Origin of the sequence: Pseudomonas sp. KnCO4 (assembly GCF_045344305.1) — a bacterium.
Lineage (GTDB): Bacteria > Pseudomonadota > Gammaproteobacteria > Pseudomonadales > Pseudomonadaceae > Aquipseudomonas > Aquipseudomonas anuradhapurensis.
Genome location: NZ_CP174199.1, coordinates 4,327,163 through 4,349,151, shown reverse-complemented (window position 1 = coordinate 4,349,151; position 21,989 = coordinate 4,327,163). Strand labels below are relative to the sequence as shown.

General features: G+C 62.4%; 23 protein-coding genes. 7 read left to right on the top strand and 16 right to left on the bottom strand.

From position 1 onward, the window contains the following. Nucleotides 1-101: 101 nt before the first annotated feature. Nucleotides 102-1,601, bottom strand: a complete 1,500-nt coding sequence (gene glpK, locus ACJA3S_RS20180) for a glycerol kinase GlpK (RefSeq protein ID WP_406819761.1) — start codon at nucleotides 1,599-1,601, stop codon at nucleotides 102-104. A 51-nt stretch (nucleotides 1,602-1,652) separates the two neighbouring features. Continuing rightward, nucleotides 1,653-2,504 (bottom strand): MIP/aquaporin family protein, encoded by an 852-nt coding sequence (locus tag ACJA3S_RS20175; protein ID WP_406819760.1) that lies wholly within the window; start codon nucleotides 2,502-2,504, stop codon nucleotides 1,653-1,655. A gap of 305 nt (nucleotides 2,505-2,809) precedes the next feature. Between ACJA3S_RS20175 and ybaK the strand changes: the two genes are divergently transcribed. After that, entirely contained in the window at nucleotides 2,810-3,280 is a 471-nt protein-coding gene (gene ybaK / locus ACJA3S_RS20170) for a Cys-tRNA(Pro) deacylase (protein WP_225778999.1), read from the top strand. A gap of 129 nt (nucleotides 3,281-3,409) precedes the next feature. On the opposite strand, the gene ACJA3S_RS20165 is transcribed toward ybaK, so the two are convergent. After that, the gene (locus ACJA3S_RS20165; protein WP_406819759.1) at nucleotides 3,410-4,519 is read right to left on the bottom strand and encodes an ABC transporter ATP-binding protein; all 1,110 of its coding nucleotides are present in this window, start codon (nucleotides 4,517-4,519) and stop codon (nucleotides 3,410-3,412) included. Continuing rightward, a complete protein-coding gene (gene argF / locus ACJA3S_RS20160) occupies nucleotides 4,516-5,436 on the bottom strand; it encodes an ornithine carbamoyltransferase (RefSeq protein ID WP_170031932.1) in 921 nt (306 codons plus the stop codon). Before argF ends, ACJA3S_RS20165 begins: the two co-directional genes overlap by 4 nt. Before the next feature lie 378 nt (nucleotides 5,437-5,814). Between argF and ACJA3S_RS20155 the strand changes: the two genes are divergently transcribed. Continuing rightward, nucleotides 5,815-7,923 (top strand): molybdopterin-dependent oxidoreductase, encoded by a 2,109-nt coding sequence (locus ACJA3S_RS20155; protein WP_406819758.1) that lies wholly within the window; start codon nucleotides 5,815-5,817, stop codon nucleotides 7,921-7,923. 91 nt (nucleotides 7,924-8,014) lie between these two features. Next, on the top strand, nucleotides 8,015-8,350 hold the full coding sequence (gene grxD, locus ACJA3S_RS20150; protein WP_003254949.1) for a Grx4 family monothiol glutaredoxin: 336 nt from the start codon (nucleotides 8,015-8,017) through the stop codon (nucleotides 8,348-8,350). Nucleotides 8,351-8,409: 59 nt separating this feature from the next. On the opposite strand, the gene bfr is transcribed toward grxD, so the two are convergent. Continuing rightward, nucleotides 8,410-8,883 (bottom strand): bacterioferritin, encoded by a 474-nt coding sequence (gene bfr, locus ACJA3S_RS20145; RefSeq protein WP_170031926.1) that lies wholly within the window; start codon nucleotides 8,881-8,883, stop codon nucleotides 8,410-8,412. 200 nt (nucleotides 8,884-9,083) lie between these two features. Continuing rightward, nucleotides 9,084-9,302: a bacterioferritin-associated ferredoxin gene (locus ACJA3S_RS20140; RefSeq protein WP_003254947.1), complete on the bottom strand. Its 219-nt coding sequence runs from the start codon at nucleotides 9,300-9,302 to the stop codon at nucleotides 9,084-9,086. A gap of 223 nt (nucleotides 9,303-9,525) precedes the next feature. Here ACJA3S_RS20140 and ACJA3S_RS20135 point away from each other — a divergent pair, with 223 nt between their 5' ends. Beyond that, complete coding sequence (locus ACJA3S_RS20135; RefSeq protein WP_003254945.1) at nucleotides 9,526-10,128, top strand: peroxiredoxin; 603 nt, start codon at nucleotides 9,526-9,528, stop codon at nucleotides 10,126-10,128. A 196-nt stretch (nucleotides 10,129-10,324) separates the two neighbouring features. Here ACJA3S_RS20135 and rnt read toward each other — a convergent pair whose 3' ends face one another. After that, the gene (gene rnt, locus ACJA3S_RS20130; RefSeq protein ID WP_225932836.1) at nucleotides 10,325-10,936 is read right to left on the bottom strand and encodes a ribonuclease T; all 612 of its coding nucleotides are present in this window, start codon (nucleotides 10,934-10,936) and stop codon (nucleotides 10,325-10,327) included. A 59-nt stretch (nucleotides 10,937-10,995) separates the two neighbouring features. Then, nucleotides 10,996-12,042, bottom strand: a complete 1,047-nt coding sequence (gene pyrC, locus ACJA3S_RS20125; protein ID WP_186685117.1) for a dihydroorotase — start codon at nucleotides 12,040-12,042, stop codon at nucleotides 10,996-10,998. 130 nt (nucleotides 12,043-12,172) lie between these two features. On the opposite strand from pyrC, the gene ACJA3S_RS20120 reads away from it, so the two are divergent. Together ACJA3S_RS20120 and ACJA3S_RS20115 are read left to right on the top strand one after the other, a co-directional pair. After that, nucleotides 12,173-13,141, top strand: a complete 969-nt coding sequence (locus ACJA3S_RS20120; RefSeq protein WP_406819757.1) for a flagellar protein MotY — start codon at nucleotides 12,173-12,175, stop codon at nucleotides 13,139-13,141. A 136-nt stretch (nucleotides 13,142-13,277) separates the two neighbouring features. Continuing rightward, a complete protein-coding gene (locus ACJA3S_RS20115) occupies nucleotides 13,278-14,495 on the top strand; it encodes an argininosuccinate synthase (RefSeq protein ID WP_013973956.1) in 1,218 nt (405 codons plus the stop codon). 68 nt (nucleotides 14,496-14,563) lie between these two features. Here the strand turns inward: ACJA3S_RS20115 and ACJA3S_RS20110 are convergent, their stop codons facing one another. Beyond that, nucleotides 14,564-15,046, bottom strand: coding sequence for a hypothetical protein (locus tag ACJA3S_RS20110; RefSeq protein WP_406819756.1), 483 nt, complete (start codon nucleotides 15,044-15,046; stop codon nucleotides 14,564-14,566). A 360-nt stretch (nucleotides 15,047-15,406) separates the two neighbouring features. On the opposite strand from ACJA3S_RS20110, the gene ACJA3S_RS20105 reads away from it, so the two are divergent. Next, entirely contained in the window at nucleotides 15,407-16,030 is a 624-nt protein-coding gene (locus tag ACJA3S_RS20105) for a response regulator (protein ID WP_406819755.1), read from the top strand. 57 nt (nucleotides 16,031-16,087) lie between these two features. Here ACJA3S_RS20105 and ACJA3S_RS20100 read toward each other — a convergent pair whose 3' ends face one another. From ACJA3S_RS20100 to metG, 7 genes are all read right to left on the bottom strand, one after another. After that, a complete protein-coding gene (locus tag ACJA3S_RS20100) occupies nucleotides 16,088-16,264 on the bottom strand; it encodes a PA3496 family putative envelope integrity protein (protein WP_406819754.1) in 177 nt (58 codons plus the stop codon). A 104-nt stretch (nucleotides 16,265-16,368) separates the two neighbouring features. Next, complete coding sequence (nth, locus tag ACJA3S_RS20095) at nucleotides 16,369-17,007, bottom strand: endonuclease III (RefSeq protein WP_406819753.1); 639 nt, start codon at nucleotides 17,005-17,007, stop codon at nucleotides 16,369-16,371. A 4-nt stretch (nucleotides 17,008-17,011) separates the two neighbouring features. Further along, entirely contained in the window at nucleotides 17,012-17,536 is a 525-nt protein-coding gene (locus tag ACJA3S_RS20090; RefSeq protein WP_406819752.1) for an NADH:quinone oxidoreductase, read from the bottom strand. Continuing rightward, a complete protein-coding gene (locus ACJA3S_RS20085; RefSeq protein WP_406819751.1) occupies nucleotides 17,529-18,131 on the bottom strand; it encodes an RnfABCDGE type electron transport complex subunit G in 603 nt (200 codons plus the stop codon). Before ACJA3S_RS20085 ends, ACJA3S_RS20090 begins: the two co-directional genes overlap by 8 nt. Next, entirely contained in the window at nucleotides 18,128-19,102 is a 975-nt protein-coding gene (locus tag ACJA3S_RS20080) for an RnfABCDGE type electron transport complex subunit D (RefSeq protein WP_406819750.1), read from the bottom strand. Before ACJA3S_RS20080 ends, ACJA3S_RS20085 begins: the two co-directional genes overlap by 4 nt. Continuing rightward, nucleotides 19,099-19,632 (bottom strand): Rnf-Nqr domain containing protein, encoded by a 534-nt coding sequence (locus tag ACJA3S_RS20075; protein WP_406819749.1) that lies wholly within the window; start codon nucleotides 19,630-19,632, stop codon nucleotides 19,099-19,101. The genes ACJA3S_RS20080 and ACJA3S_RS20075 overlap by 4 nt, the downstream gene beginning before the upstream one ends. Before the next feature lie 165 nt (nucleotides 19,633-19,797). Then, nucleotides 19,798-21,837 (bottom strand): methionine--tRNA ligase, encoded by a 2,040-nt coding sequence (gene metG, locus ACJA3S_RS20070; protein ID WP_406819748.1) that lies wholly within the window; start codon nucleotides 21,835-21,837, stop codon nucleotides 19,798-19,800. Nucleotides 21,838-21,989 lie beyond the last annotated feature (152 nt).

Here is a 21,989-nt window from a genome sequence, read left to right as displayed (position 1 = left end):
TCAGCTTCGCCGTCGATACTGCAGGGGCCGCTTTGCGGCCCTGTCGCGACACAAGGCCGCTCCTACACAGACCGCGTACGCGTCAGCATCTTGATGTGTAATCAAGCCTCGTGGTCTTCCCAGTCGCGAGTGCGCTCGACCGCCTTTTTCCAGCCGGCATACAGCTTCTCTTTGTGCACTTCATCCAGTTGCGGGCTGAACTCGCGTTCGATGATCGCCTTGTCGCGCAACTCGTCCAGGCCACTCCAGAAACCACACGCCAGGCCCGCCAGGTAGGCGGCGCCCAGCGCAGTGGTTTCGCGCATTTTCGGGCGTTCCACGCAAGTGCCAAGGATGTCCGCCTGGAACTGCATGAGGAAGTTGTTGGCCACCGCGCCACCGTCCACGCGCAGTTCGGAAAGGCGCTGGCCGCAGTCCTGCTGCATGGCATCAAGCACGTCGCGGGTCTGATAGGCGATCGACTCCAGCGCGGCGCGGATGATGTGGTCCACCTTCACGCCACGGGTCAGGCCGAACAGCGCGCCCCGCGCGTACGGGTCCCAGTACGGTGCGCCCAGGCCGGTGAAGGCTGGCACCAGATACACGCCGTTGCTGTCCTTGACCTTGCTGGCGAAGTACTCGGTATCCAGTGCGTCGTTGACGATTTTCAGCTCGTCACGCAGCCACTGCACGGTGGAACCACCGTTGAACACCGCGCCCTCCAGGGCATAGGCCACTTCGCCGCGCGGGCCGCAGGCGATGGTGGTGAGCAAGCCATGGGACGACTTCACTGCCTGGCTGCCGGTATTCATCAGCAGGAAACAGCCGGTGCCATAGGTATTCTTGGCCTGGCCCGGCTCCACGCACATCTGGCCAAACAGTGCCGATTGCTGGTCGCCGGCGATACCGGCAATCGCGATGCCGCTCTTGGTGTGGCCGTACACTTCGGAAGACGGGCGTACCTCGGGCAGCATCTGCCGCGGGATACCGAGGATCTCCAGCAGGCGGTCGTCCCATTGCAGGCTGTGGATGTTGAACATCAGCGTGCGCGAGGCGTTGGTGTAGTCGGTGACATGCACCTTGCCGCCCGAGAACTTCCAGATCAGCCAGGTATCGACGGTGCCGAACAGCAGCTCGCCGCGCTCGGCGCGTTCGCGGGCACCCTCGACATTGTCGAGGATCCATTTCAGCTTGGTGCCGGAGAAATACGGGTCGGTGACCAGGCCTGTGGTCTGGCGGATGTAGTCTTCATGGCCGTCGCGCTTGAGCTGGGCGCAGATCTCGGTGCTGCGGCGGCACTGCCAGACGATGGCGTTGTACACCGGGCGGCCGGTTTCCTTGTCCCATACGACAGTGGTTTCGCGCTGGTTGGTGATGCCCAGCGCAGCCACCTGGGCATGGCTGATGCCGGCCTGGGCCAGCGCCTCGACCATGGTCGCGCTTTGCGTGGCGAAGATTTCCATCGGGTCGTGTTCGACCCAGCCTGCCTGTGGGTAGTGCTGGGCGAACTCGCGTTGGGAGGTGCCCACAACGTTGGCATCACGGTCGAAAATGATGGCCCGCGAGCTGGTGGTACCCTGGTCCAGGGCGATGATGTAGTTCTTATCCTGGGTGTCTGTCATGGTCGTAGGCCTTGCGCAATTAGGGGTTCAGGGCGGGGCGTGATGCCGCCATCAATTGACTTGAGTATCGCCCTGGCGATTGTCGTTTGTCTCAGGGTTCACGGCGGCTGCCGTTGGCAGGTTGCGGGCGATCAGGCCACGGTAGGCCGCGGCACCCGCGCAGGCGCCAAGTACTGGGGCGAACACTGGAACCAGGAAATAAGGCATGTCCCGACCGCCAGTGAAGGCGATTTCGCCCCAACCGGCCAGGAAGGTCATGAGTTTTGGCCCGAAATCGCGCGCCGGGTTCATCGCAAAGCCGGTCAGCGGGCCCATGGCACTGCCGATCACGGCGATCAGCAGGCCGATCAGCAGCGGGGCCATGGCGCCACGTGGGAGGCCGTTGTTGTCGTCGGTCAGGGCCATGATCACGCTCATCAGGATGGCGGTGATGATCACTTCGACGAGGAACGCCTGGCCGATGGACAGCGACGGGTGCGGGTAGGTGGAGAACACTGCGGCCAGTTCGAGGCTGGCTTCGCTGCCGCGCAACATGGCGTGGGCCTGTTCGAAATCGAAGAACAGGTTGCTGTACAGGCTATAGACCAGCGCCGCGCCACAGAATGCGCCACACACCTGGGCCAGCATGTAGAAGGGCAGTTTGCGCTTGTCGAACCCGGCGAACAGGGTGAGGGCGATGCTCACTGCCGGGTTCAGGTGCGCGCCGGAAATGCCGGCGGTGAGGTAGATCGCCATGCTGACGCCTACGCCCCAGATGATACTGATTTCCCACAGGCCGAAGCTGGCACCCGCGACCTTGAGGGCGGCGACGCAGCCGGTACCGAAGAAGATGAGCAGGGCGGTGCCGAGGAATTCGGCCAGGCATTGGCTGGACAGCGTGGGATGGCGTAGAGCAGTCGTCATGTATGACCTCGTTTTTGTTTTGTTGTGAGGCGCTTGGCGCTCGACAGCAAAGCCTGGAATCGATCCCCATTGATCCCGGGCTGATGTAGGAAACGCACCTTAAAAGTGCATCATTTATTCAGAAACGAAAAAATATAGACAAGAAACGCTGATGTCAAAGGTCGAAAGTGAACGGTCAGTCACGATTTGAGCGCTCGTTTGCGGTGCGACTACCGTACTAGAGGGGCGCGTTGGCTCTGCGCTGGCTGCGATGCGGGAATTGCCCTAAAGTAGCCGCCGAGAGCCGTCTTGACCGGAGCCCCTGCATGACCCCCGCCCTAGACCTGTTGAAGAAACACCGCGCGGAACACCGTGTGCACAGCTACGAACATGACCCCAAGTCTGCGTCCTACGGCCTGGAAGCAGCGGAAAAGCTCGGGCTCGACCCGCAGCAGGTGTTCAAGACCTTGCTGGCGAGCAGCGAGAAGGGCGAGTTGCTGGTGGCGGTGGTGCCCGTGGTCGGCACGCTGGACCTCAAGGCCCTGGCCCATGCCGCCGGGGTGAAGAAGTGCGAGATGGCCGACCCGGCGGTGGCACAGCGTGCCACCGGGTACCTGGTGGGCGGCATCAGCCCGCTGGGGCAGAAGAAGCGCCTGCGCACCTTTATCGACGACTCGGCGCAGCAGTTCGCGACCATCCATGTCAGTGCTGGACGGCGTGGATTGGAGGTGGAATTGGCGGCGGCGGTATTGGCCGAACATACCCAGGGCAAGTTTGCCGGTATTGGTCGGGGCTGAACGTCCTGGGGCTGCTGCGCAGCCCATCGCGACGCAAGCCCGCTCCTGCAGCGTAAGCTGAGCGGACGCGATCGCCTGTAGCAGCGGCCTCGCGTCGCGATGGGCCGCAAGGCGGCCCCAAACGCTGTATCAGGTCGCTGAACTGTAGCGACGAACACCATTCTCCTGCTGTGGCAACTGCGCCGCCACACTGCCCGGCACCGGGAACAGCACCAGGTGGTCGGCTTTCACCGCGATCCCCACATCGTCACCGACCTGATGGTCACTGTGGCTGGGGAATATCGCTTCCAGTTGGCTGCCGGTGGGCAGTTGCAGGCGGTAGAGCGTCGATGCCCCGAGGAAACTCTTGCCGACGATATTGGCCTGCAGCGGGCTGCCCGGTGCATGCACGATGTCGTCAGGGCGCAGCAGAACATCCACCGAACTGCCTGGGGCCATGATGTAGGCACGGTTGCCGCGCAGCTCACCCAGTTCGGTGTTGACCGCCTCGTGGCTGCTCATCTGCCCACGGATGAAATACCCCTGGCCGATGAAGCTGGCGACGAACGGCGTCTGCGGCTCGTGGTAAAGGTTGTAGGGGGTATCCCATTGCTCCAGGCGGCCTTCCTTGAACACGCCGACCTGGTCGCTGACGGCAAAGGCTTCCTCCTGGTCATGGGTCACCAGGATGGCGCTGGTGCCACGGCTCTTGAGGATGTCGCGAACTTCATGGCTCAGGCGCCGGCGCAATTCCACATCGAGGTTGGAGAACGGCTCGTCGAGCAGTAGCAACTGTGGCTCGGGCGCCAACGCACGGGCCAGTGCGACCCGTTGTTGTTGCCCACCGGACAGTTCATGCGGATAGCGCCCGCCCAGGCCGCCCAGCTTGACCAGTTCGAGCATCTCTTCGATGACTTCGGCCTGGCGCGGGTGCTTGGCGATGCCGAAGGCAATGTTCTGCGCCACGGTCAGGTGCGGGAACAGCGCGTAGTCCTGGAACACCATGCCGATGCGGCGTTTTTCCGGGGCCAGGGTGAACCCGGCCCGCGAAATGACCTCGCCGGCCAGCTGGATCTCGCCTTCGTGCACCGGCTCGAAACCGGCGATCGCGCGCAGGGTGGTGGTCTTGCCACAACCGGAGGAACCCAGCAGGCAACCGATGTCGCCTGCATTGAGGTGCAGGTTGAGGTTCTGGACGATGCGCTGGTCGCCATAGCCGCAGGCGAGGTTGCGCAGGTTGAGCAGTAAGGGTTGACTCATGCGTGGTGGTAAGCCGGTTCGACAAGGAATTCGAGAAGGGCCTTCTGTGCATGCAGGCGGTTTTCAGCCTGGTCCCAGGCGACCGAACGTGGGTCGTCGAGCAGGTCATGGCTGATTTCCTCACCACGGTGGGCTGGCAGGCAGTGCATGAACAGGGCGTCTGGTGCCGCCAGGTCGAGCAGTTCGCGGGTGACCTGGTAAGGCGCGAAATGCGCCAGGCGCCGTGCAGTTTCCTCCTCCTGGCCCATCGAAGTCCAGACATCCGTGGTCACCAGGTGGGCGCCGCGCACGGCTTCCTTCGGGTCGCGGACGATTTGCACGCGGTCGCCGCCGATGGCCATGAAGCGTGGGTCCGGTTCGTAACCTTGCGGGCAGGCGATACGCAGCTGGAAGTCGAACTGCCTGGCTGCCTCGATATACGAGTTGCACATGTTGAAGCCGTCGCCGATCCAGGCCACGGTCTTGCCCTGGATCGACCCGCGCTGTTCGAGGAACGTCTGCATGTCGGCCAGCAGTTGGCACGGGTGCGATTCGTCGGACAGCGCATTGATCACCGGCACCCGCGAATTGGCGGCGAATTCGGTGAGGGTGCTGTGGGCATGGGTACGGATCATCACCACGTCGAGCATGCTCGACAGCACGATGGCGCTGTCGGCGATCGGCTCGCCCCGGCCCAGCTGGGTGTCACGTGGGGACAGGAAGATGGCCTGGCCGCCGAGCTGGATCATGCCGGCCTCGAACGACACCCGGGTACGCGTCGAGGATTTCTCGAAGATCATGCCCAATACGCGGTTCTTCAGGGGCTCGAACAGCACGCCTCGCTTGCGCAGGTCCTTCAGCTCGATGCCGCGGCGGATCACACCGAGCAATTCGTCGGTGGTGAAGTCCAGCAGGGAGAGAAAGTGCCTAGCGCTCATGATTGACTACCTTATCTGCAACGGTATGCAGGTCGACCGTATGGTTTTTTTTGACAACGGGAGTGACCTGCGGCGTAAGCCGCACGGAGGCGGACGAAATAGGGAAAGGCGCAATACTATAAGTAAATGTCGCCTGAAGCCAAGAGGGGAAACAGCTGCTCGGTGCCAAAGGGTGTTGCAAGGGGTGTATCGAGCGACCGGCAGTGCTGTTTTTTATTTGCTACAGAGGGTTGTACACGGCTTGCTGGCAAGTTGGCAAATGGCTGTCGCAAATCGTGTGCCTGATGTCGGTGGATTCATGCCGCGAAGTGCGCTGGTCGAGGGCTGCGCCCAGGCGCATAGTCGCGGTTGGTCCATTACAGCGAGGCAGAGGCGGCCATGACCAAGACCCTGCACCATCGAGCCTGTCACCTGTGCGAGGCGATTTGCGGGCTGAACATCGAAGTCAGCCACGAGCAAGGCGGACGGGCGCTGATCCATTCGATCAAGGGCGACCCGCAGGACCCGTTCAGCCGTGGCCATGTCTGCCCCAAGGCCGTTGCCCTGCAGGATATCCAGAACGACCCCGACCGCCTGCGCCAGCCGCACAAGCGGGTAGGTGACCGTTGGCAGGCCATTGGTTGGGATGAAGCCTTCGCCCTGGCCGCCGACCGCCTGTGGGCGATCCAGCAGGCCCATGGGCGCAATGCCGTTGCGGTCTACCAGGGCAACCCCAGCGTGCACAACTACGGTTTGATGACCCACAGCAATTACTTCCTCGGCTTGCTGAAAACCCGCAACCGCTTTTCTGCCACTTCGGTTGACCAGTTGCCGCAACACCTGGTCAGCCATCTGCTGTATGGCCATGGCCTGCTGTTGCCGATCCCGGACATCGACCACACCGGCTTCATGCTGATCCTCGGCGGCAACCCGCTGGCCTCGAATGGCAGCATCATGACGGTGCCGGACGTGGAAAAGCGCCTGAAGGCGCTACGGGCCCGGGGCGGGCGCCTGGTGGTGGTGGACCCGCGCCGCAGCGAAACAGCGGCAATCGCCGACCGCCACTTGTTCATCCGCCCTGGCACCGATGCGGCGCTGTTGTGCGGCTTGCTCAACACCCTGTTCGAAGAAGGCCTGGCGCGCGGCTCGCATTTGCCGGTCGCAGGCCTGCAGCAGGTGCGCGAAGCGATCGCGCCGTTCAATGCCGAGGCGATGAGTGCCCACTGTGGCATTGGCGCAGCAGACATTCGCCAGCTGGCGCGGGATTTCGCGGCGGCCGACAAAGCCGTGTGCTACGGCCGTATGGGCGTCTCGACCCAGGCGTTCGGCACCCTCTGCCATTGGCTGGTGCAACTGATCAACCTGGTGACTGGCAACCTCGACCGGGAAGGCGGCGCGTTGTGCACCGTACCTGCCGTCGACCTGGTGGCGACCACCTCCGGTGGCCATTTCAATGCCTGGCAAAGCCGCGTGTCGGGCTTGCCCGAATATGCGGGCGAGCTGCCTGTGGCGGCCCTGGCCGAAGAGATACTGACCCCCGGCGACGGGCAGGTACGGGCACTGGTGACGGTAGCCGGCAACCCGGTGCTGTCCACGCCTAACGGCCGCCAGCTGGACGCCGCGCTTGAAGGGCTGGAATTCATGCTCTGCATCGACTTGTACATCAACGAGACGACCCGCCATGCCGACCTGATCCTGCCCTCCACCTCGGCGCTGGAAAACGACCATTACGACACCACGTTCAATCTGCTGGCAGTGCGCAACGTGACCCGTTTCAACCGGGCGATCCTGGCCAAACCGCAGGGGGCGCTGCACGACTGGGAGATCTTCGTCGGCCTGGCCCAGGCGTTTGCCAGGCGCGCCGCGCTTGAATTGAAACCGACCCTGGCGCCGGCACAGATGATTGACCTGGCGTTGCGCAAGGGGCCCTATGGCGAAGCGACGCCCTGGCAGCTTTCGCTGGCAACGCTTGAGCAACACCCGCATGGCCTTGACCTCGGGCCGTTGCGTGCCAACCTCGCCGCGCGCCTGGCGACCCCCAGCAAGGCGGTCGAGGCCGCGCCGCCGGTGCTGCTGGATGACCTGCGTCGGCTGGCGCATCAGCCTGCACCAGCAGCGGGCGAACTGTTGCTCATCGGCCGCCGCCACGTGCGCAGCAACAACTCGTGGATGCACAACTTCCACCGCCTGGTAAAGGGCAAGCCGCGCCATCAGTTGCTGATGCACCCACAAGACCTGCAGCAGCGGCAACTGCAGGATGGCCAGCGCGTGCGCATACGTTCGCGCACCGGCACGCTGGAGGTCGAAGTGCAGGCGTGTGACGACATCATGCCGGGTGTAGTCAGCCTGCCCCATGGCTTTGGCCATGCGCGGCATGGTGTACAACTGCAGGTAGCCGGGGCGCAACCAGGCGTGAGTGCCAATGATCTTACCGACGAGCGCCTGCGTGACCCTGTTTCCGGCAATGCAGCGCTCAATGGCGTACCCGTGCAGATCGAGGCCGCGTAGGGAACGGTAAGGCCGAGCATGCTGCTCGGCTTTCCGTTACAATGCCTCACCGTGCCGACGATCGCGTCGGAAAGTTCAGCCGAGGTGCTACATGGATATCATCGAAACGATCAAAGAGCAGATTGCCAACAACACCATTCTGCTTTACATGAAAGGCTCGCCGAATGCCCCGCAGTGTGGCTTCTCTGCGCGTGCATCGCAGGCCGTGATGGGTTGTGGCGAGAAGTTCGCCTACGTCGACATCCTGCAGAACCCGGAAATTCGCGCCAACCTGCCAAAATATGCCAACTGGCCGACTTTCCCGCAGCTGTGGGTAGCTGGTGAGCTGGTAGGCGGTAGCGACATCATGCTGGAAATGTTCGAGAAGGGTGAGCTGCAGACCCTGATCAAGGAAGCGGCTGCCAAGGCCAAGGCTTCCGAAGCCTGATTTTCCGGCAAGCATGAAAAAACCCGCTGAGTGCGGGTTTTTTCATGCTTGCCGGATAGTTACTCTTCGCCCATCTGCGACTGCAGGTAGTTCTCGATACCGACCTTGTCGATGAGCCCCAGCTGGGTTTCCAGCCAGTCGATGTGTTCTTCCTCGGCTTCGAGGATGTCTTCGAGGATGTCCCGCGAGCCGAAGTCGCCAGCGGTTTCGCAGTGGGCGATGGCTGCCTTGAGGTCGACCAGGCCTTTCTGTTCGATCTTCAGGTCGCATTCGAGCATTTCTTTGGTGTGCTCGCCGATCAGCAGCTTGCCCAGGTCCTGCACGTTGGGGATGCCTTCGAGGAACAGAATACGCTTGATCAGTTTGTCAGCGTGCTTCATCTCATCGATGGATTCCTTGTACTCGTGCTTGCCGAGTTTATTCAGGCCCCAATCTTCGTACATGCGCGCGTGCAGGAAGTACTGGTTGATTGCGACCAGCTCGTTTCCGAGGATCTTGTTGAGATGCTGGATGACGCTTACGTCGCCTTTCATGTCGGGTTCCTGCCCTGTAGAAGTGTGCCAATACCCAGAAGTTTGAGCCCGATACCTAGGTGTGTCAAACCTAAGTTATTGAATAATAAATGAAAATTAATAGGAATAAGAATGTTTGTGAACCGCGTTGGAGCGCTAACTTATTGAATTTCGGGCATAAAAAAACCGGACGCATGGTCCGGTTCTTGGAATTCTGGCTTTCAGGCGGCGGTAAATTCCACCGGGTAGGGCAGGGCTGCCTGGCTGACCTGAAGCTCGGTCAGGGTCTCGCGGACCACCTGCTTGGCCACGCAGGCGCATTTGCCACACTGGCTGGCGACGTTGGTCGCGGCGCGCACTTCCTTGTAACTGCAGCATCCTTCATAGATCGCATCGCGGATCTGTCCGTCGGTAACGCCGACACAAAGACACACATACATAGAGGCTGACCATCGTTGCTAGGCTCGATGGGGTGGAGCTTAATGTTAATGAGAATGCTTGTCAAAGGACTTTCTGGAAGGGCCGTGCCTGAGCGACCGGCGGTTGCTTCGTCGTTGGAGTCGGCCTGTCGCCAGAAGCCGTGTATGATGGTTGGCCTTTGTTGGATGTCGGGCAGACTGTCTGGCCCGGCAAACGGTTTTTCACCCTCATCAGGAGATTACAATGAGCGTACTCGTTGGTAAGAAAGCCCCCGATTTCACCGTTCCAGCCGTGCTGGGCAATGGCGAGATCGTCGACAGCTTCAACCTGGCTTCGGCCATCAAGGGCAAGTACGGCCTGGTGTTCTTCTACCCGCTGGACTTCACCTTCGTCTGCCCGTCCGAGCTGATCGCCCTGGACAACCGCATCCCTGACTTCCAGGCCCGCAACGTTGAAGTGATCGGTGTGTCGATCGACTCGCACTTCACCCACAACGCCTGGCGTAACACCCCGGTCAACAACGGCGGTATCGGCCAGGTCAAGTACACCCTGGCTGCCGACATGACCCACGAAATCTGCAAGGCCTACGACGTCGAGTCCGAAGGCGGCGTGGCTTTCCGTGGCGCCTTCCTGATCGACACCAACGGTGTGGTGCGTTCGCAGATCGTCAACGACCTGCCACTGGGCCGTAACATGGACGAGCTGCTGCGCCTGGTCGACGCCCTGCAGTTCCACGAAGAGCACGGCGAAGTCTGCCCTGCCAACTGGAAGAAAGGCGACAAAGGCATGAACGCTTCGCCAGAAGGCGTTGCCGCCTACCTGAGCGAGAACGCTGGCAAGCTGTAATTGCCGCGCGCATGAAAAAACCGGCCCTGGTGGCCGGTTTTTTGTGTCTGGCTTCTACGAGCGCTTTACGCGCCTATCGCGACACAGGGCCGCTCCCAAGTTGGTGGACAGGTGTCCGACATCGTGGGCGCAGCTCAAACTCCTGTAGGAGCGGCCTTGCGTCGCGATGGGCCGCAAAGCGGCCCAGGATTTCAGATCAATCGTTGAAATCGCGCCAGCCGCCCATCTCTTTCCAGCGGTTGACGATGCCGCAGAACAGCTCGGCAGTCTTCTCGGTGTCGTAACGGGCCGAGTGCGCTTCCCGCCCGTCAAAGTCGATGTCGGCGCTCTGGCAGGCCCGTGCCAGTACGGTCTGGCCATAGGCCAGGCCCGCCAGGGTAGCGGTGTCGAAGCTGGAGAACGGGTGGAACGGGTTGCGCTTGAGATCGTTGCGCATCACCGCTGCATTGAGGAAGCCAAGGTCGAAGCTGCTGTTGTGGCCTACCAGAATCGCCCGCTTGCAGCCATTGGCCTTGAGCGCCTTGCGTACACCTCGGAAGATGTCGGTCAGCGCGCTTTCCTCACTCACCGCCATGCGCAGCGGGTGATCCAGCTTGATGCCGGTGAACTCCAGGGCGGCCGGCTCGATGTTGGCGCCTTCGAAGGGCTCAACCCGGTGGAAGTAGGTGTGCTCGGGAAACAGGAAACCCTTTTCGTCCATGCCGATGGTGACGGCGGCAATTTCCAGCAGGGCGTCGGTGGCGCTGTTGAAACCACCGGTTTCAACGTCCACCACGACTGGCAGGTAGCCACGGAAGCGTTCGGCCATCGGGTGACGCGAACCGCTGCTGCCCTGGGTGTCGAGGTCGTCTTCGTAGAGGTCTTCGCTCACGCGTTTTCCTCCAGCAGGCGCCAGCGCAGTTTTTCACCGGCGCGCAGCGGGACTACGGTCTGCTCGCCAAACGGCAGGCTGTCCGGGGCGGTCCATTCTTCGCGAACCAGGGTAATGGTGTCGGTGTTCGCCGGCAGGCCATAGAAGGCCGGGCCGTGCAGGCTGGCGAAGCCTTCCAGCTTGTCCAGCGCGTTACGCTGCTCGAACGCTTCGGCGTACATTTCGATGGCTGCGTAGGCGGTGTAGCACCCGGCGCAGCCGCAGGCAGCTTCCTTGGCGTGGCGGGCGTGCGGGGCCGAGTCGGTACCCAGGAAGAACTTCGGGTTGCCGCTGGTGGCGGCGTCCAGCAGTGCTACCTGGTGGGTGTTGCGCTTGAGGATCGGCAGGCAGTAGAAGTGCGGGCGAATGCCGCCGACCAGCATGTGGTTGCGGTTGTACAGCAAATGCTGGGCAGTGATGGTCGCGCCGACGTTGGCCGGGGCCTCGCTGACGAACTGGGCGGCATCGCTGGTGGTGATGTGCTCGAACACCACTTTCAACGTCGGGAAGCGCTCGACCACACGGCGCATGTGCTCATCGATGAACCGCTTCTCGCGGTCGAACACGTCGATCTCGCTGCGTGTCACTTCGCCGTGCACCAACAGTGGCATGCCGACTTCTGCCAGCGCCTCGATGGCCGGGAAGATATTGTCGATGCTGGTCACGCCCGAGTCGGAGTTGGTGGTGGCTCCGGCCGGGTACAGCTTGGCGGCATGCACGAAGCCGCTGGCCTTGGCCGCGCGGATGTCCTCGGGGCTGGTGCGGTCGGTGAGGTACAGCACCATCAGCGGCTCGAAGCGGCTGCCGGCTGGCCGGGCGGCGAGGATGCGCTCACGGTAGGCGCCGGCCTCGGCGGCATTGCGAACCGGTGGAACCAGGTTGGGCATGATGATGGCACGGGCGAAGGTACGCGCCACGTCGCCAACGGTGTGGGGCAGGACGGCACCATCGCGCAGATGGATGTGCCAGTCGTCGGGACGCAGGAGGGTCAGGCGATCGGACATTGGGGATTCCAGGCGGGTCGAACTCAAGCCCCAATGCTACCGGAAAACCCTGGGGGGAGCACGGCTATCAAGTTTTCCGCCTGGCGTCCGATAGCCTGCAGGTAAGCCGTCAGAATTTGTGGAGCCGCCCGTGCGCCAGCGTTACCTAGCCCTATTGACCCTGTTCGCCAGTCTGCCGGCCGGCGCCCTGACCTTCCAGACGCGCATGGAGAACATTGCCTGGAAGGTCGAGGGTGACCAGTTCGAATGCCGGCTGGTGCAGCCGATCGACGGCTTTGGCAGTGGTGAGTTCGTGCGCCGTGCGGGCGAACAGCCGGTGTTCCAGCTGCGTTCGGACAGCAACGCGCTGGGTGCCGGCACCGCGACCTTGCTGGCTGCCGCTGCGCCGTGGCAGCCCGGGCGCAGCGACATCAACCTGGGCAGCGTGCGCATGGCCCGCACTGGCCTGTTGTTCAGCTCGTCGCAGGGCCAGGCCAGCCGGCTGATCAATGGCCTGCTCGACGGCCGCAGCACCGTAGTGCGCAATTATGCCGGTGAGGCGGGCAGGCCGATGGAAGTGCGTGTGTTGCCGGTCAGCTTTGCCAAGGCCTACAGCGACTACCAGGCCTGTGCCGGCAAGTTGCTGCCGATGAACTATGACCAGGTGCGCCAGACCCAGGTAGGCTTCCCTGGCGGCGGTTTCGAGCTGGATCAGTCGGCCAAGGCGCGGCTGGATGTCATCCTCGACTACATGAAGGCCGACCCGACAGTGAACCATGTCGAGCTCAACGGCCACTCGGACAACAGCGGCAACCGCCTGACCAACCGCGATATGTCGCGCCGTCGCGCATTGGCCGTGGCTGACTACCTGAAGGCTCATGGCGTGCCGGAAGAGCAGATCGAGGTGCGTTTCCATGGCGAGCGCTACCCGCTGGCGAAGAACAACAGCGCAGCAAACCGGGCGCGCAATCGGCGGGTGAATATCGAGCTGGACCGGGTGGCGGTGGTTGAGAAGGCGGTCGAGAAACCGGTGGAAAAGCCGGCTGAACCGGCACCGCCATCCGTGACTCCGGGCACGGCACCAGCCAGCCCGGCCGCGGCGGGTCCAAAGGCACCCTGACATTTCCTGTCGCATATTCCGTCGCTCTTCCGACAGTTCCTGTCGCTTTGTCGTCAGAAGCTGTCGCCCCACTGTAAATTTACCTGCAAGGTCGTTAGAATCGACGCCTTTCCGTACAACCCCGTGGAGTGATGGCATGGCGGACGTAAAAAAGGTCGTACTGGCGTATTCCGGCGGCCTTGATACTTCGGTGATTCTCAAGTGGCTGCAGGATACCTACAACTGCGAAGTGGTGACCTTCACCGCTGACCTGGGGCAGGGCGAAGAGGTCGAGCCGGCCCGCGCCAAGGCCCAGGCAATGGGCGTTAAAGAGATCTACATCGACGACCTGCGCGAAGAGTTCGTGCGTGATTTCGTGTTCCCGATGTTCCGCGCCAACACCGTCTACGAAGGCGAGTACCTGCTGGGTACTTCCATCGCACGCCCGCTGATCGCCAAGCGCCTGATCGAAATCGCCAACGAAACCGGCGCTGACGCCATTTCCCACGGCGCCACCGGCAAGGGTAACGACCAGGTGCGTTTCGAGCTGGGTGCCTATGCCCTGAAACCAGGCGTCAAGGTCATCGCTCCCTGGCGTGAGTGGGACCTGCTGTCCCGCGAAAAGCTGATGGACTATGCCGAGAAGCATGGTATTCCGATCGAGCGTCACGGCAAGAAGAAGTCGCCGTACTCGATGGACGCCAACCTGCTGCACATCTCCTACGAAGGCGGTGTCCTGGAAGACACCTGGACCGAGCACGAAGAAGACATGTGGCGCTGGAGCGTCTCGCCCGAGAACGCCCCAGACCAGGCCACCTACATCGAGCTGACCTACCGCAACGGTGACATCGTTGCCATCGACGGCGTCGAGAAGACCCCGGCCACCGTGCTGGCCGACCTGAACCGTATCGGTGGTGCCAATGGCATCGGCCGTCTCGACATCGTCGAGAACCGTTACGTCGGCATGAAGTCGCGTGGTTGCTACGAAACCCCTGGCGGCACCATCATGCTCAAGGCTCACCGTGCCATTGAGTCGATCACCCTGGACCGCGAAGTCGCTCACCTCAAGGATGAGCTGATGCCGAAGTACGCCAGCCTGATCTACACCGGCTACTGGTGGAGCCCGGAGCGTCTGATGCTGCAACAGATGATCGACGCGTCGCAGGTCAACGTGAACGGTGTGGTGCGCCTGAAGCTGTACAAGGGCAATGTCACCGTGGTCGGCCGCAAGTCGGACGATTCGCTGTTCGACGCCAACATCGCCACCTTCGAGGAAGATGGCGGCGCCTACAACCAGGCGGACGCTGCCGGCTTCATCAAGCTCAACGCACTGCGTATGCGCATTGCCGCCAACAAGGGCCGTTCGCTGCTCTGATAGCTGGCGCATGTCATGGAAACCCCGGCCCGGCCGGGGTTTTTTTTGCCTGCTGCAACCTCCAGCGCTCATCCACCTCGGGGCGCGGCATCTTCCTCCAGCGGGCTGACCGACAATTGTGCGCACTGGCGCTTATCCAGGTTACAAAAGCGCCATGTCCTGGGTGTTTGCAGCGGTTGGGCCAATGCCAGCAGGAGTTGCTGTTCCATCAACTGACAAGCATCGGGCCCGGAAAACATGATCGTGACAGGTTCGCCATGTACGGCCTCGCTGGGCTTGTGGGGCGCGCTTGGCGTGCTCCTGCTACTTGGGGTGGGGGAGGTGTCGCTTGCCGTGTTATCCGCTGACGGGTTGTAGAACGACTTGTAATTGAAGTTGAGTGTCAGAAAAAACAATGCTGTCAGAAAGAACGGAAATCCCACCAGGAACCAGGTATAGAGATTCTGGCTGGCTTCGCTGAGAAACGGCAAGGTAGCAAGTGCGGAGGATTCGATGATGCCCGCGAAGATGGCAATGATCGTCAGCGGGGCGACAGGTTGTCTTTCGGGCATGAGGGCTGTCTCCGGCGTTTTCACCCATTGTTGCCTTACTGTGCCGCTTAACTGAACACTGGATTGTTTCCCCGGCGACGAATCATCGCTGTGCGCCGCGGCGGCGAGTTTTTTTCAATGGCGCGGGTTGGACTTATCAACGGGAAGAGTGGCCTTGAATGGGGGCGTTGAAAGATGGGGAATAGTATTACCTCCTTTTTCAGGAAGTTTGTTGTTACAGGCGTAGTAGTTGTGTGTAGGAAATTTCTGTAAGTCTTGTAGGTTTCATCTGTACATCTATTTCTTCGGCAAATCGTCGCGCCATCCCGCGTTCTGTCGGTTATCGTGGCGTGCCAAAGCAGAACAATGAATGGATATCGCATGAATAGAGTGCTTATCGTGGATGATCATCCGGTCATACGCCTGGCCGTGCGCATGCTGATGGAGCGGCATGGTTATGACGTCGTGGCAGAGGCCGACAACGGCGTGGCTGCGCTGCAGCTGACACGCCAGCACCTGCCGGATATCGTGGTGCTGGATATCGGCATCCCGAAGCTGGACGGCCTGGAGGTCATTGCCCGCATGACCACCTTCAGCCCCGGCAGCAAAGTGCTGGTACTGACGTCGCAGGCGCCTGGCAATTTCTCGATGCGTTGCATGCAGGCCGGGGCGGCAGGCTATGTGTGCAAGCAGCAGGAGCTTACCGAACTGCTGAGCGCCATCAAGGCCGTGTTGTCGGGCTACAGCTACTTCCCCAACCAGGCGCTGCATGCGTCACGTGGCAAGGGAGGAGGAAGTGAGGCGGACATGGTCAACCGCCTTTCGGCGCGCGAGATGACCGTGTTGCAACAGCTGGCGAGAGGGCGTTCGAACAAGGAGATTGCCGACAGCATGTTCCTCAGCAACAAGACGGTCAGTACCTACAAGTCACGCTTGTTGCTCAAGCTCAATGCGCGATCGCTGGTTGACCTGATCGAGCTGGCGCAACGTCACGGGCTGAACTGAGCGCCAGGGCGTAAAGCCTCCAGTCTGGAGGCTTTGCCAACGTTGCAGGCCTCGCGCCTACAGGTCGTAGTCGAAATCGGCCAGCTGTTTCTGCAGGCGCCGTTCTTCCAGCATGTTGTCAATGGTGCGGCGCTTGCTGAGGTTGGTCTTCGCGATTTCCACCGGGGGCTCCGCGTCATCCTCTGCGGCAACAAAATCATCTTCGATCGACAGGTCGTCTTTATCGCTACTCATGAGTCGCTCCAAGCCAAGGGGCCATTGGCCGTCCTTATAACCAGAAAGCAGGCGCTGGTAAAAAAGATTTTTTCAATCGCTACAGGTGGTTTTTGCCTATTGACTCAATCGTTTGAAGTCTTGTGCTTGTACTCGCACAAGTCTTCGATCCGGCAGCTACCGCACCGCGGCTTACGGGCCTGGCACACATAGCGCCCGTGCAGGATCAGCCAATGGTGGGCGTCGAGCAGGTAGTCCTTGGGGACGAACTTGATCAGTTTTTTTTCCACTTCCAGCACGGTCTTGCCCGGCGCGATGCCGGTGCGGTTGCTGACCCGGAAGATATGGGTGTCGACTGCCATGGTCGGTTGCCGGAAGGCGGTGTTCAGCACCACGTTGGCGGTCTTGCGGCCCACGCCGGGCAGCGCCTCCAGTGCTTCGCGGGTCTGCGGCACCTGGCCGCCATGGCGCTCGATCAACAATCGGCAGGTCTCGATGACGTTTTTTGCCTTGCTGTTATACAGACCGATGGTCTTGATGTACTCGCTCAGGCCTTCGACGCCCAGGGCATGGATGGCTTCGGGGGTATTGGCGACCGGGAACAGGCGGGCCGTGGCCTTGTTGACGCCCACGTCGGTGGCTTGCGCGGACAGGGTCACGGCGACCAGCAGTTCGAACGGGGTGGTGTAGGCCAGTTCGGTCTTCGGCTCGGGGTTGTCTTCGTGCAGCCTGCGAAAGATCTCCAGGCGTTTGGCGGCATTCATGAAATCAGGGCGTTCCTTGACGACGTGGGTGGGCAGGGCCCGTACGCAGGCGATTGTACAAGGCCCACAGCAGTCCGAGCAGTATCAGCGCGCCGGGGGCCAGGCTGGCCAGGTGCAGGCCGGCGATCTCGGCCAGCCATTGCCGGCTGGCGCCGAGCAACAGGCAGCTGGCAAGCAGTGCGGCCAGGTAGCCGACAAGCAGGCGCCAACGCCCTTGGGTTGGCAGCAGGTGGTCAGTGGCCAGGCATTGCAGGCACAGCAGCGCGGGATAGTGGCCGAGGGCGAGTGCCATGGGCAGCAGCCAGGCACGCAGCGCCAGTTGCATGCAACTGGCCAGCGCTGCCAGCAGCAGCAGGCTGGCCAGCGTCAACGCCCAGCTGGCGAGCCTGGGGCGCAGTGGCACCAGCAACAATTGGTGTAGGCCGCTCATCAGCACCGCGCACACGCCGATGGCAGCGCCTTCGCTGAGTGTTCGGGTAGCACCCAGCAGCGGCACCAGGCTTGTGCCAAGCAGATGGAACCTATTCATGCAGGGGGCCCTCCAGCAGCACGTTGCGCTGCTCGTCGAAGTACTCGAGCGCATCTTGCAGTGCGCTGATCACCGCTCGCGAGGTCACGGTGGCGCCGGCCAGCTGGTCGAAGTCGCCCTGGTCACGTTTCAGCGCCCAGTGGTCGCCGAGCTGTCGGTCGGCAAATTGCCCCAACCAGTTCACCTGTGGATCACCCAGGCGTGCCCCCAGCCCAGGGCTTTCCTGTTGTTCGATGACCTGACTGCCGATCAGCCGACCGTCTGTGGCAATGGCGACGCTCAGCACGATCGGGCCGGCATAGCCCTGGGCCCGGGTAACCAGAATGATCGCGGCCGGTTTCCCTGCCCGCGTCGCCCGGTAAGCGGCCACGATGCGACTGTTCGGCCGCTGTGCGGCCGGCCTGGGCAGCGGCTGTGCCAGTGGCTGGTTGTCGTAGCTGCCAGCAGGCAGCACCGCCAGCCGCTGGCGGCTTTGCAGCTGCTTCGCGGCCTCGGCGACGGCCGGGCGGGTCCAGTGCCGCCAGGCCAGCGTAGCCGACACAGCCAGTGCTGCAACGACCAGCAACAGCGTTGTATCGCGAGCCAGGCGATTCATCGGGCAACCTGCCGGCGCTGCGCTGCCAGGCGCTCGAGGCTCGGCGCCACGAGGTTCATCAGCAGGATGGCGAACGCCGTGCCATCCGGGTAGCTGCCCCAGGTGCGGATCAGGTAGATCAGCAAACCCGCACCCACGCCGAACAGCAGCCTGGCCCGCTCATGGCGGGGGCCGGACACCGGCTCGGTGGCAATGAAGAAGGCGGCCATCATGGTCGAGCCGGAAAACAGGTGCAGCAAGGGCGAGCCGTTGGAGTCCGAGCCCGATCCGTTCCAGCCCAGCAGGCTGAACAGCAGCAGGCCTGCCAGCAAGCCAGCCGGCGCGTGCCAGCTGATCACCTTGCGTTGCAGCAGGAACAGGCCGCCGAACAGGAACGCCAGGTTCACCCATTCGCTACCACGCCCGCCGATGCTGCCAAAGCCCGGGTGGCTGGCGAACAGTTCATCGATGGTCAGGCTGCGATTGTGGCGCAGGCCATCGAGCAGTGTCGGCCGGGCCCAGGCATCGACCTGGTCGCCGCCGGCGAAGACTTGTTGCAGGGTGTCAAGCAGACCGGGTGTTGGCCCGGGCCACTGGTTCATCTGCAAGGGGAAGCTCAGCAGCACGAAGGCATAACCGACCATGGCCGGGTTGAACAGGTTGCGCCCGACCCCGCCGAAGGCCTGCTTGCCGATACCGATGGCAACGCTGGCGGCGGTCACCGCTAGCCACCACGGCGCCAGGGAGGGCAGGGCGGCGGCCAGCAGTACACTGGTCACCAGCGCGCTGCCGTCATTCAGCGCGGTGCGCGGCGGCTGCCCGCGCACCAGCAGCAAGAGTGCTTCGCACAGCATGGCGGCGCTGCTGCACAGCAACAGGTTCAGCAGCAGCCCCCAGCCGTGCAGCCAGAACAACACCAGCAAGCCGGGTATGCAGGCCAGCAGCACCAGGCCCATGCTGGTGCGCAGCCGCGGGTCAGGCTTGGCGTTCATTGGCTGAACAACCCGTTGAAGCCGGAAAATGCCGTGGCCATCACCCCGGCGCCGAGCAATTCGATCGGCAGGCCGCGCAGAACGCCAGGGATGTCTGCGTGGCTGCAGCGCTGGCGCAGGTCGGCGAACAAGACCAGCGCCAGCCAGAAGCTGGCGCCGGTCAGTAGCCCTTGCAACAAGGTGGCGAACCCGTTGTCTTCGTCGCTTGCCTGTTGCACGGCCAACCCGAGCACCGCCGCGTTGCTCAGTAGCAGCGCGGGCAGTTGCGCCACTGGCCAGGCGGGTTGCCAGCGGGCCAGCAGCCACGGCACACCCCAGGCGAGCAGTGCCAGCCAGGGCAACAGCAGGAACAGCTCAAGGCCTTCGGCCAGCAGGGGCATCGCGAGCCTTGTGCCGACCACTCCCAGTGCGATGCACAGCGCGCAGGCGAGGCCATGCACATGCAAATGCAGCCTGGAGCCCAGCGGTGGTGACAAGCACAGGTGATTGACCAGCGCGGCACTGATCAGGACCAGAAGGTAATCGCTCATGACATGACGATAGCCGGGAATCGTGGCGATTGTCCGGGTTTGGAGCGAGTGGGGCCGCCTTGCGGCCCATCGCGACACAAGGCCGCTGCTACACGGAGACGTAATCTCCTGGAGGGGCGGCCCTGGGTCACGATGGGCTGCGCGGCAGCCCCCCGGCAAGCCCGGTTACTTGATGCGCTGGCCTGGCTTGGCGCCGCTGTCCGGGCTCAGCAGGTAGATCTCTTCACCGCCAGGGCCTGCCGCCATGACCATGCCCTCGGAGACGCCGAAGCGCATCTTCCGCGGCTTGAGGTTGGCCACCATCATGGTCAGGCGACCTTCCAGCTTGGACGGGTCAGGGTAGGCCGACTTGATGCCCGAGAACACGTTGCGGCGCTCGTCGCCGATGTCCAGGGTAAGTTGCAGCAGCTTGTCGGCACCCGGAACGGCTTCGGCCTTGACGATAAGGGCTACGCGCAGGTCGACGGCTGCGAAGGTATCGAATTCGATCTCCGCCGACAGTGGGTCCTTGGCCAGCTCGCCGTTGCCGACCGGGGCCTTGGCTTCGGCGGCCAACAGGTCTTCCTTGCTGGCGGCGACCATGGCTTCGACCTTGGCTGGCTCGATGCGGCTCATCAGCGCTTTGAACGGGTTCAGCTGGTGGTTTTCCAGGCGCGACTGGTGGTCGTTCCAGGTCAACGGGGCCACGTTGAGGAAGGCTTCGGCGTCGGCAGCCAGCACCGGCAGCACCGGCTTGAGGAAGATCACCAGCTGGCGGAACAGGTTGATGCCCTGGGCGCAGATGGCCTGCACTTCATCCTGCTTGCCTTCCTGTTTGGCCAGCGACCACGGCGCCTTGTCGGCGATCCAGGCGTTGGCACGGTCGGCCAGCGCCATGATCTCGCGCATGGCACGGCCGAAGTCGCGGCCTTCATAGGCGTCGGCGATCGACGGGGCGGCCGCCAGGAAGGCTTCGCTCAGCTCGGGTGCGGCATCGCCAGCGACCATCACGCCTGCATTGCCCTTGTGAATGAAACCGGCGCAGCGGCTGGCGATGTTGACCACCTTGCCGACCAGGTCGGAGTTTACCTTCTGCACGAAGTCTTCCAGGTTCAGGTCCAGGTCATCGACGCCACGGCCCAGTTTGGCTGCATAGTAGTAACGCAGGTATTCAGGCTGCAGGTGGTCGAGGTAAGTGCGGGCCTTGATGAAGGTGCCACGCGACTTGGACATCTTGGCGCCGTTCACGGTCAGGTAGCCGTGGACATTGACCGCAGTCGGCTTGCGGAAGCCGGCGCCTTCGAGCATGGCCGGCCAGAACAGGGCGTGGAAGTTGACGATGTCCTTGCCGATGAAGTGGTACAGCTCGGCCTTGGAGCCCTCGTTCCAGAAGGCATCGAAGTCCAGCTCCGGGCGGCGTGCGCAGAGGTTCTTGAAGCTGGCCATGTAGCCGATCGGTGCATCCAGCCATACGTAGAAGTACTTGCCTGGCTCGCCCGGAATCTCGAAGCCGAAATACGGCGCATCGCGGGAGATGTCCCACTCCTGCAGGCCCGAGTCCAGCCATTCAGCCAGCTTGTTGGCCACGGCGTCCTGCAGCGTGCCGCTGCGGGTCCACTGCTGCAGCATGGCCTGGAAGTCCGGCAGCTTGAAGAAGAAGTGCTGGGAATCACGCAGTACCGGGGTGGCGCCGGAGATGGCCGACTTGGGGTTCTTCAGTTCGGTGGGCGCATAGGTGGCGCCGCATTTTTCGCAGTTGTCGCCGTACTGGTCTTCGGCGGCGCACTTGGGGCAGGTGCCCTTGATGAACCGGTCGGCGAGGAACATGCCCTTTTCCGGGTCGAAGTACTGGGTTACCGAACGGGTGGCGATGTGCCCGGCTTCACGCAGGCGCGTGTAGATCAGGCTCGACAGCTCACGGTTCTCTTCACTGTGGGTGGAGTGGAAGTTGTCGAAGTCCACCAGGAAGTCGGCAAAGTCGCTGCTGTGCTCGGCCTGGACGTTGGCGATCAGCTGCTCCGGGGTGATGCCTTCCTTCTCGGCGCGCAGCATGATGGCCGAACCGTGGGCGTCGTCGGCGCAGACATAGATGCACTGGTTGCCGCGCAGCTTCTGGAAGCGGACCCACATGTCTGTCTGGATGTACTCGAGCATATGGCCAAGGTGGATCGATCCGTTGGCATAGGGCAAGGCGCTGGTGACGAGAATCTGACGTGGCTCGGACATGGTGGCTCGGCTACTTATCTGGCGACGGGGTAAAAATGAGGTTGATCGGCCACTATAAAGGGCTGGCGAAGATATTTCACCCCGCATGCACATCTGCTGACGATTGACGGGTTAGGATAGGCGCCTGTTTTACATTCAGTTTGCCAATGGGA